This window comes from Paenisporosarcina sp. P4_B8 (assembly GCF_056402175.1).
This window is the reverse complement of the sequence record NZ_JBFUHX010000036.1, coordinates 1-7,578: the sequence shown is the minus strand read 5'-3', so window position 1 is coordinate 7,578 and position 7,578 is coordinate 1. Positions and strand designations below refer to the sequence as shown.

Here is a 7,578-nt window from a genome sequence, read left to right as displayed (position 1 = left end):
ACATGTCCTTTATACCTGTTTATTAAGCTTTACCTTCTTTTTTCAACACTTCCCAAACTGCTAATAAAGCAGCTTGCTTTTCCTCGTCTGCCTGATCGAACTCTTGAAAGAACAAATCAAGTTTCGGGTCATTCTTCCATTTTTCGAATTCCTCATATCCTTTATCCAGTCCATTTGTTGATAATTTATTATTTTCACGACCAAGTAAATAGTCAGTTGTGACTTCAAAATAATCTGCTATAGCTTGCAATACTTCGTAATCGGGCTTTCTTTCATCCGATTCATACCGAGAAAGTACCACATTAGATACATTAATTTTTTTGGCGAAATCTATTTGTTTTATATCGTGTTTTTCTCGTAGATTTTTAATTCTACTTCCTAACGTGGCCATATAAATTCACCTCAAATGTTAATGTATGTATATTACCATTTACCGTTCTGGTAAATATAAAAAGTTACCTAATCGGTAATTAAAGTGTTGGCATTACCTAAAAGGTAATTTAATGTGAGGATAAGTTACCAATAAGGTAATTTTAAAGGATTGAAACAAATGGACAAAAATGAGCTCATCAATCTTATTTTCATTAAAGAAGTTCGTACCTCAAAAGGTGTTACCATCGAAGAAATGTCTAAGTTACTTGGTTATGAAGGGTATCAAGCATACTACTATAAGGAAAAAGGTATAAGAAAAATGAGCGCTGAGGATATTGGGGAAATAGCTCATACTCTGAAAGTCCCGATTAATTCGCTTTTTTTGAAGAAACAATTACCGAAAAGGTAACTTTGGAAAAAGATGTCTCCTAAATACATTTAACTCACACCCAAACAAGAGCATTCAACGAGCCACCTGCGCCATGACCTCCAAGGAGCGAGCAACAAACAGAGTTAATGCTCCAAGACTTGAATGCTGATCTTTGGGTGTGAGGAGAGAAAGGAGGTTAGTAGGATGGAAAAGTACAGGTGCAAAAATTACTTATTATTCTAAATGGAGACAAATTCTATGAATGGGAGCGTTTAAAGCCAGCGTTGATCGAGAATTCAGAACTCAAATCAACGCTTCAGAATTTCAAACCACTGATAATTTTAGGGGAACTGTTGAAATTGCCAACAACTTGAATCAATGAAGGATGAATACGATAGTTTTTTTCTTCAAATCAAACATTGATGTAATCGTAATTAAACATATATTGAATCTCTTCATTCACTTATGTTAAAGGACCTCTGCCATGTAACTTTCCGTTACCTGTAATATCGGTCCAATAACCAAGTAAGTTCGCGTAAGCTCGTTTCAAATGTAACTCCTCCAAATTTACTAATTGTTTAGAAATTAACGTAAATATAACCAATTTAGCAGTTATGTTTGTTAATTTCATTTCTCACCAAAACATGAAATTTAGATGAGCCCCAGTTTGCAAAACTCTAGTGTGAATAAGGGTAAAAGTGCAATAGGTTAGAAACCTAATTTTTTTATCACAAATTCAGAGGACGCACTTTCAATCATTTCTTGCCAAGAATTGAATTCAGAATGATCGACAACGAAAGAATCCATTTCCTCATCTGGGATTTCTTCAATTGTTGGATATTTTTTAAAGATTTTTTGATTCTCAAAATCATTAAAGGATTGAAATTTAGTGTAATTTCTTAAGAACTCATCAGTAAATAAATCAGTAATTGGAATTTGATTGGATCCAGAAAGTTCTTTTGCACCTCTTTGCATTTGTTTCAATTGTTTTTGAAAATCATTTAAACCTGTAATTTTCACCTGAATCACCTCTAACTTAAGGATTTGGAACAATTGTCCAATTGCAATTAATATAACACAATATATTGTGTTTATCAAATTAGGAGTATACATTATGTTGATTTTTAGATTGAAAAAAATACGACAGAGTTTGCGTCTATCACGCTCGCAACTATCCAAACTATCTGGTGTAAATGAATCAACAATACAAATGATTGAGAACAGTGAAAATCCCAATCCTACATTCAAAGTAATGTGTATGATTGCAGACGCAATAAGTCTCGATGAGTTGAGAGGGAATGTAGTTATGCATTTTGATGAGGATATCTCACGACATCCGATTGATAGGAGGGCGACCAATGATAAACGTGGCATTTGATACTGAGATTCTGAGACAAATCATTCGCGATGAAGTTAGGGAGGCAGTTTCAAATTCGATAAAAACCAAGGAATTGCCACCTTTACTTACTCGAAGAGAATTAATGGATTTATATCGTATTAGTCAAACAAAAGTAACTGAACTACTTGGAAGATCAGACTTTCCAGTAATGCGTGAAGCAGGGATATTAATTCCCACACATTTATTGTTCAAATGGATTGAAAGTAATACGAATTGGGTTGATGAAAACACAACATATTTCAGCTCTGTAAGTTAATTATAGCAACTCTTTATGTATGAATCGGTCTCACACAAGTTAACTAGATTGAGAAAAGTGACATCAAAACGGGGGAAAGGGTGTTAAAAGTGAGTAATCAAAAAGTGGGTGTTTTGATAAAAGAAATGCGTTCTAAACAGACGCAAGAACAACTTGCAATGGATTTAAATGTTGCTAGGGAGACAGTTTCCAAATATGAAAATGGTAGATCCAGAGTACCTGCAGATATTTCAAGGTCATTGATGGAGAGATACGACAATCCTCGGTTCGCAATTACCATTCGCAATGAATATACGTCGACTGGTCCAGTTTGGCTAGATGGTCCTAATGTAGATTTGCATCGATCAAGTGTGAAAGAAAAGGTTTTGGAAGAAATGAAAGAGGCTTTGGATAAGATTGAAGGCTTCTGTATGGCCAAGCCTCTAAACAGATTGCAACATTTTGAATTTCAAGCAATGGAATCGTTAATCGATGAATCAGTTGAAGCCATAACTGCACTTGAACATATGATAGCGGTTATTTGTTTGGAAGCGAATATCAGTTATCGGGAAGTATGGCATCGTCACTATAACTTTCTAGCGAGTAAGGGGTATATAGGAGGGGTTAAGGCTTGAAAGCAATCAGTACAGAAAAGAAGATTATTGTTTGGAATTAAAAGAAACGGCTCAAATTGCAAGTCGTCATAAACAAATTTTGGAACTGGTAAAGGACGGAGAAATTGTAGTAGCAATGAAAGCAACTTCGGATATTCAAAAATCCTTAATGGATCTTGAGTTACTCAAAAAGAAAAAGTCTAATCAGGATTTGGTGCAAACATTAGTCAAAAATTCAAGACTTGCCGGTGTCAATATAGAGGTGATCAAACGTGTTTGAAATAGATTTTCTCCACTTTACATTACTTGCAGCATGCTGGACCTTCATTATGTTTGGACTTGGAACCACTTGGGGACAATCAGCTGTAGAATATGAGTTTGACAAACGCAATAAAAAAACCGACTGACAAGGCTATGTCAGTCGGTGATTTGAAATCAAAGTAGAAACATTATAACACGAGAGCATTGTCTCTCGTCAATATGTCCTGGAGTTTGGCTTGATAAGCCGCCTTCCCCTGTTTCTCCAGGGCATATTGATGGGATTCAACCATTAGGTAGAGGTGAGTAGTTGAAGTCAATTGAGGCACGTATCGCTTACTATACCAAGAAAGTTGCTGTTTACGCTTCCATTCATTTTATGAATCGGCCAGAACGTTGGAAGTATCGTGCAGATCGATTATTGGATTGCGCGCTGCAATTAATCCCTATCAATTTTTTGAACAAGAAGGATTCGGTACATTGAGCTCTTTTGTTGGGGAACAGCTCGGAGATCTAATCGATTCCTTTGGTGAAGAGAAAGTCCTCGAGGCAATGAAAGAGTCGGTACTCAATGGAGCACGAAATCTGAAATACGCAAAAAGCATCTTGAACAACCCTAAATCTAAGAGAGGTGAACCAAATGCTAAACATACAAGACGTTTTGGCCAAGCTGCAGGAAAGAGCTACGAAGATGTCCTTAGAGACGTCGAGCGAGATAGGAAAGCCTGGGGCGGTTGATTGTAAGGTATGTAATGACAAAGAAGTTGTATATGGCCACGTAGATGAGAAAGGCTATGAAATCTACAAACCTTGTGATTGTCGAACACGAAAAGCTTGGCGTCGTCCCTTTAAAAATGCATTGATTCCCGATGGATTCACTCAGTCGACCATGGAAAGCTATGTGCAAACGTCACCGATTCAAGAAGCCATGTTTCAACTGATCGAAGAGTATTTAAGACGTTTTCCTAAATCCAAAAAGATATTGGATAAGCTCGGTATGAATAATTTTGGGTTCATTGCAACCATAGGAGAACAAAGAATCCGATCATTGCCAGAAGCAAATCGAGCAGAAATCAAAACTGCTCACAATAACTATGGTATTGGGAAACTCATTTACAGATTGCGTTAAGTAAACGCTTGTTGAAACAAGGTTTTCATGTGCTTGTTATTTCCGACGTGTCCTTCATGGACGAGATGATGAATGCCAAGAGATTGAGTGATGAAGGGGAAACTTTCAATAGCCTTCTCAAGGGAGTTATGGAGGCTGATGTGCTTGTCTGGGATGATATTGGGAAATCGAAGCCCACTGAAGCGAAAGAATCCCTTTACTACAACATTATCAATGAGCGATACAAGCACCAAAAACCTATTGTTTTCAGCAGCAACGAAGATCGTGGAACATTAGCTGATCGAATCGGGTATGCGGCAGCTAGTAGATTGATTGGGGAATGCGGAAACTACTTGCTAGAGACTAAAGGAGAAGACTGGAGGCTGAAAAAGCATGGTTGAATACATCATGAACCAATTAATTATCGTGGCCGGTCAATGGCAGCAATTCGGTGAGAAACAGTATGAGCAACTATTTGAAATATTGCTTGGTGAGCTGCAGGAAGCTGCTGGCCTAGACCGAGAAGCAGCCATCGAGTATTTAATAACCAACCTCGGAGAAAAGAAGGTGGCAGCATGGAGCAACTTTCTATGTTTGGTCTTTATAGCATCCTAGATTCGGCAAATGATGAAGAAACCATTTATCAGGGGGTGCTGAAGGCGTTGCCTACTTGGACTCCTACACGTAAGCAAAGAAGTTTTAATATCTCAGCGATTCAAGAAATAATTCCGACTCGTTATTTAGTTGCTAGAAGTGTCTTGAATCGTTTGGAAAGCGAAGGGTACTTGATCAGATTGGAGGAATTAAATGAGCACATGCAGACGATGCAATCGTGAATTAAAGACTTTTCAATCCATTCAAGAAGGTATTGGTCCCGTTTGTAAAAGAAAACAAGTGGAAGCTGACGCGGAGTTTGAGAAACGCCAGGTGACAATCGATGAAGTATTGAAGTATGAGGAGAAGTCGAAACGATGAAAACGATATTATTTGAAATTATGGGCGAGCCTGTTGCACATGGCCGCCCACGAGCAGGTAAAACATTCACGGGTAAAACGGTTTTGTATGATCCCTTGAAATCTCGCGACTTTAAACAGTATGTGAAATTAGTTGCTGTACAGTACGCTCCAAAAGAACTAATTAGTGGACCAATTTAGTTGTTTATTGATGTGTATAGACCAACGCCTAAAGCTCTTCAGACTAAACCCAAGCAGACCCTTATTGAGACTGGAAAGCCGCGGCCGACGAGTAAACCGGATGTTGACAACTACGTCAAGGGAGTCAAAGATGGGCTCAATAAGTTGATTTGGCAGGACGATAGCCAGGTGGTGGATTTAACGGTGAGAAAGTTTTATAGTCTTTCTCCACGTGTAGTGGTCTGCATTAACTATTCATGATTGCTTATTGCATTCTAGGTGGATTGTTTTTATTAGTAGTAGGATTATTAGTTTGGCAGGAAATCAGCGGTAAGAAGTAATCACGAGTTAAACAAAAATAAAAAGACATTTGATTTGGATGCCTTAATGAATTGTAAATCCATCTTCGTCAGGTTTGTGAAAAATAGTAATTGTTCGATTTTTAGCATTTACCTTATGTTTTAATCCATAAATTTTACTTTGAAAATCAAAGACATCTCTGCTTGTTGATACTGATAGTACCTTATCATCTCCCCAATACACAGAACATTTCTTATTTACTATTAGTGTCCATCTGTATGATAATTCGAATTCTATCAGGTTAACTCACTCCTTTTCTATAAACCAATTAAAACTCTACAAAAAATGTAAGTAATCAACCTCTTTCTATTTACTCTTGATCGATTTGAATCTAAGGAAGTAGTATTAAGAATTTAAAGTAAATAATATTTGCTAATACCTAAGGAGGTTTTATMGATGAGGCTTAAAACTGTTGAAATAGATTCCCAGGGGATACTAACTATTGATATAATGAAAATACCAAAATCATGTGTTATCCTGTTCAACGATGGTAAAGTAAAAATGGCAGAGTTACCATCACATTCTGAAACTAAAATAATTACACATCAAGGGAAAGTCAAAAGAATTAGGTTTGATGAAGGTGAAGAATTTTAATAATAAATAAAGGCTAAACCTAAAGCTGAAATGTATAAATTATTCTGCATCAATTGATTAGTTTGATAATAAATATGTAATAATAAAATAATAAAGAATTTTTGATGGAGGTTTTATTTTGGCAATACAAGTGACTTTAAATAACTTTTTCGGAGTCGAAGTTAATAAAATTGAACTTTCTCGATTTATGATTTTTTGTGGAGATAATGGAAGTGGTAAAACACATTTAGTGAAAGCACTCAACAGTTTTGATGAGTTCTTAAGAAATCCGAATTTTTTTGGTTCTATCGCATTAGGTAAGGATGATCTCAATAATTTTCCAATTAATTTAGATTTAAATAATTTAATTAATGGGGGGGGGAGTGAATTCATAATAAAAAGTGAATCTGATTCTTATGCATATTTAGTATATGCTGCTAATAAACTGATTAAATTAAATAAGGATAATATCCTTTCAAATACATTCAGTAACATAGAAGATATTTTGGATGATATTTCTATTAAATTTACACATAATCCGGATATTAAAATAAAAATATCTTGTGATTTAAAAGAAAATAATAAAAAAGAACAGTCAGATGATGATTTGTATTCAAATGAGGAAGAATCTGTTTCATTTACATTTAATTTCGAGACTGATAATGAAGAATTATCAACTGGTATTCGATTTGTGGGTATGTCCTTTCAGAATCTAATTAAAGACAGTGCAAAAAGAGATAAATTTCTTAAGTCGATTATACACGAAAGTTTAATTACTGGACTGATAAGAGTACTTTATCGCTCGAATTTTAACCTTACTAACCATGATAAATTTTACTTTCCTGCATCTAGGGAAGCATATATGAGAGATTTTAGTTATTTCTTCGGGAATAATAGGAGTTCTTCTAGAAGTGTGGTTGTTCAAGAATACGACATTGAAAACGAAAGAAAAGAAAAAATAAATATGCACAGTAATGATCCATACATTGAAAATTATGTTAAACAAATGATAAAAGTTGTTGAGAATAGTGATAAGTATAATGATGACTTAATTGACTTCATCGAAAAAAAATTCTTGAAGGTAAAAATACAAAGTTTTAATAATACACATAAATATTTATTGGAAAACGATAAGGTTATTTCTACAGATTTAGGT

At 35.4% G+C, this 7,578-nt stretch carries 16 protein-coding genes and 1 pseudogene; 15 read left to right on the top strand and 2 right to left on the bottom strand.

The genetic code is table 11. From position 1 onward, the window contains the following. Positions 1-22 precede the first annotated feature (22 nt). Complete coding sequence (locus AC1DSK_RS17095; RefSeq protein ID WP_477548783.1) at positions 23-391, bottom strand: helix-turn-helix domain-containing protein; 369 nt, start codon at positions 389-391, stop codon at positions 23-25. Positions 392-550: 159 nt separating this feature from the next. Here AC1DSK_RS17095 and AC1DSK_RS17090 point away from each other — a divergent pair, with 159 nt between their 5' ends. Next, positions 551-781 (top strand): helix-turn-helix domain-containing protein, encoded by a 231-nt coding sequence (locus AC1DSK_RS17090; protein WP_477548782.1) that lies wholly within the window; start codon positions 551-553, stop codon positions 779-781. 669 nt (positions 782-1,450) lie between these two features. Here the strand turns inward: AC1DSK_RS17090 and AC1DSK_RS17085 are convergent. Continuing rightward, a complete protein-coding gene (locus AC1DSK_RS17085; RefSeq protein ID WP_477548779.1) occupies positions 1,451-1,762 on the bottom strand; it encodes a hypothetical protein in 312 nt (103 codons plus the stop codon). A gap of 94 nt (positions 1,763-1,856) precedes the next feature. Between AC1DSK_RS17085 and AC1DSK_RS17080 the strand changes: the two genes are divergently transcribed. The 14 genes and pseudogenes from AC1DSK_RS17080 to AC1DSK_RS17015 form a co-directional block, all read left to right on the top strand. Further along, complete coding sequence (locus AC1DSK_RS17080) at positions 1,857-2,120, top strand: helix-turn-helix domain-containing protein (protein ID WP_477548778.1); 264 nt, start codon at positions 1,857-1,859, stop codon at positions 2,118-2,120. Then, positions 2,101-2,397 carry a DNA-binding protein gene (locus tag AC1DSK_RS17075; protein ID WP_477548777.1) on the top strand — a complete coding sequence of 99 codons (297 nt, stop codon included), beginning with the start codon at positions 2,101-2,103 and terminating at the stop codon, positions 2,395-2,397. Before AC1DSK_RS17080 ends, AC1DSK_RS17075 begins: the two co-directional genes overlap by 20 nt. An 89-nt stretch (positions 2,398-2,486) precedes the next feature. Continuing rightward, positions 2,487-3,011, top strand: coding sequence for a helix-turn-helix domain-containing protein (locus AC1DSK_RS17070; RefSeq protein ID WP_477548776.1), 525 nt, complete (start codon positions 2,487-2,489; stop codon positions 3,009-3,011). 31 nt (positions 3,012-3,042) lie between these two features. Beyond that, a complete protein-coding gene (locus AC1DSK_RS17065) occupies positions 3,043-3,270 on the top strand; it encodes a hypothetical protein (RefSeq protein ID WP_477548775.1) in 228 nt (75 codons plus the stop codon). A gap of 288 nt (positions 3,271-3,558) precedes the next feature. After that, on the top strand, positions 3,559-3,732 hold the full coding sequence (locus AC1DSK_RS17060; protein WP_477548787.1) for a hypothetical protein: 174 nt from the start codon (positions 3,559-3,561) through the stop codon (positions 3,730-3,732). Next, positions 3,675-3,986: a DnaD domain-containing protein gene (locus AC1DSK_RS17055; protein WP_477548774.1), complete on the top strand. Its 312-nt coding sequence runs from the start codon at positions 3,675-3,677 to the stop codon at positions 3,984-3,986. The genes AC1DSK_RS17060 and AC1DSK_RS17055 overlap by 58 nt, the downstream gene beginning before the upstream one ends. Beyond that, positions 3,889-4,377 (top strand): hypothetical protein, encoded by a 489-nt coding sequence (locus AC1DSK_RS17050; protein ID WP_477548786.1) that lies wholly within the window; start codon positions 3,889-3,891, stop codon positions 4,375-4,377. The genes AC1DSK_RS17055 and AC1DSK_RS17050 overlap by 98 nt, the downstream gene beginning before the upstream one ends. 11 nt (positions 4,378-4,388) lie before the next feature. Further along, positions 4,389-4,757: an ATP-binding protein gene (locus AC1DSK_RS17045; protein WP_477598434.1), complete on the top strand. Its 369-nt coding sequence runs from the start codon at positions 4,389-4,391 to the stop codon at positions 4,755-4,757. Continuing rightward, on the top strand, positions 4,750-4,971 hold the full coding sequence (locus AC1DSK_RS17040) for a hypothetical protein (protein ID WP_477548773.1): 222 nt from the start codon (positions 4,750-4,752) through the stop codon (positions 4,969-4,971). Before AC1DSK_RS17045 ends, AC1DSK_RS17040 begins: the two co-directional genes overlap by 8 nt. Continuing rightward, on the top strand, positions 4,932-5,192 hold the full coding sequence (locus tag AC1DSK_RS17035; RefSeq protein WP_477548772.1) for a hypothetical protein: 261 nt from the start codon (positions 4,932-4,934) through the stop codon (positions 5,190-5,192). Before AC1DSK_RS17040 ends, AC1DSK_RS17035 begins: the two co-directional genes overlap by 40 nt. Next, on the top strand, positions 5,164-5,331 hold the full coding sequence (locus AC1DSK_RS17030) for a DUF6011 domain-containing protein (RefSeq protein WP_477548771.1): 168 nt from the start codon (positions 5,164-5,166) through the stop codon (positions 5,329-5,331). Before AC1DSK_RS17035 ends, AC1DSK_RS17030 begins: the two co-directional genes overlap by 29 nt. Then, positions 5,328-5,750: pseudogene (locus tag AC1DSK_RS17025) on the top strand (RusA family crossover junction endodeoxyribonuclease). Before AC1DSK_RS17030 ends, AC1DSK_RS17025 begins: the two are co-directional and overlap by 4 nt. 495 nt (positions 5,751-6,245) lie before the next feature. After that, entirely contained in the window at positions 6,246-6,443 is a 198-nt protein-coding gene (locus AC1DSK_RS17020) for an XtrA/YqaO family protein (protein WP_477548770.1), read from the top strand. 118 nt (positions 6,444-6,561) lie between these two features. Then, positions 6,562-7,578: OLD family protein (locus AC1DSK_RS17015; protein ID WP_477598432.1), on the top strand; the 1,017-nt coding region annotated here is incomplete at its 3' end.

Coding starts and splice junctions, on each gene's coding strand:
- AC1DSK_RS17035 (WP_477548772.1), top strand. CDS start 4,932: ATGGAGCAACTTTCTATGTTTGGTCTTTATAGCATCCTAGATTCGGCA.
- AC1DSK_RS17095 (WP_477548783.1), bottom strand. CDS start 391: ATGGCCACGTTAGGAAGTAGAATTAAAAATCTACGAGAAAAACACGAT.
- AC1DSK_RS17080 (WP_477548778.1), top strand. CDS start 1,857: ATGTTGATTTTTAGATTGAAAAAAATACGACAGAGTTTGCGTCTATCA.
- AC1DSK_RS17040 (WP_477548773.1), top strand. CDS start 4,750: ATGGTTGAATACATCATGAACCAATTAATTATCGTGGCCGGTCAATGG.
- AC1DSK_RS17090 (WP_477548782.1), top strand. CDS start 551: ATGGACAAAAATGAGCTCATCAATCTTATTTTCATTAAAGAAGTTCGT.
- AC1DSK_RS17020 (WP_477548770.1), top strand. CDS start 6,246: ATGAGGCTTAAAACTGTTGAAATAGATTCCCAGGGGATACTAACTATT.
- AC1DSK_RS17030 (WP_477548771.1), top strand. CDS start 5,164: ATGAGCACATGCAGACGATGCAATCGTGAATTAAAGACTTTTCAATCC.
- AC1DSK_RS17075 (WP_477548777.1), top strand. CDS start 2,101: ATGATAAACGTGGCATTTGATACTGAGATTCTGAGACAAATCATTCGC.
- AC1DSK_RS17050 (WP_477548786.1), top strand. CDS start 3,889: ATGCTAAACATACAAGACGTTTTGGCCAAGCTGCAGGAAAGAGCTACG.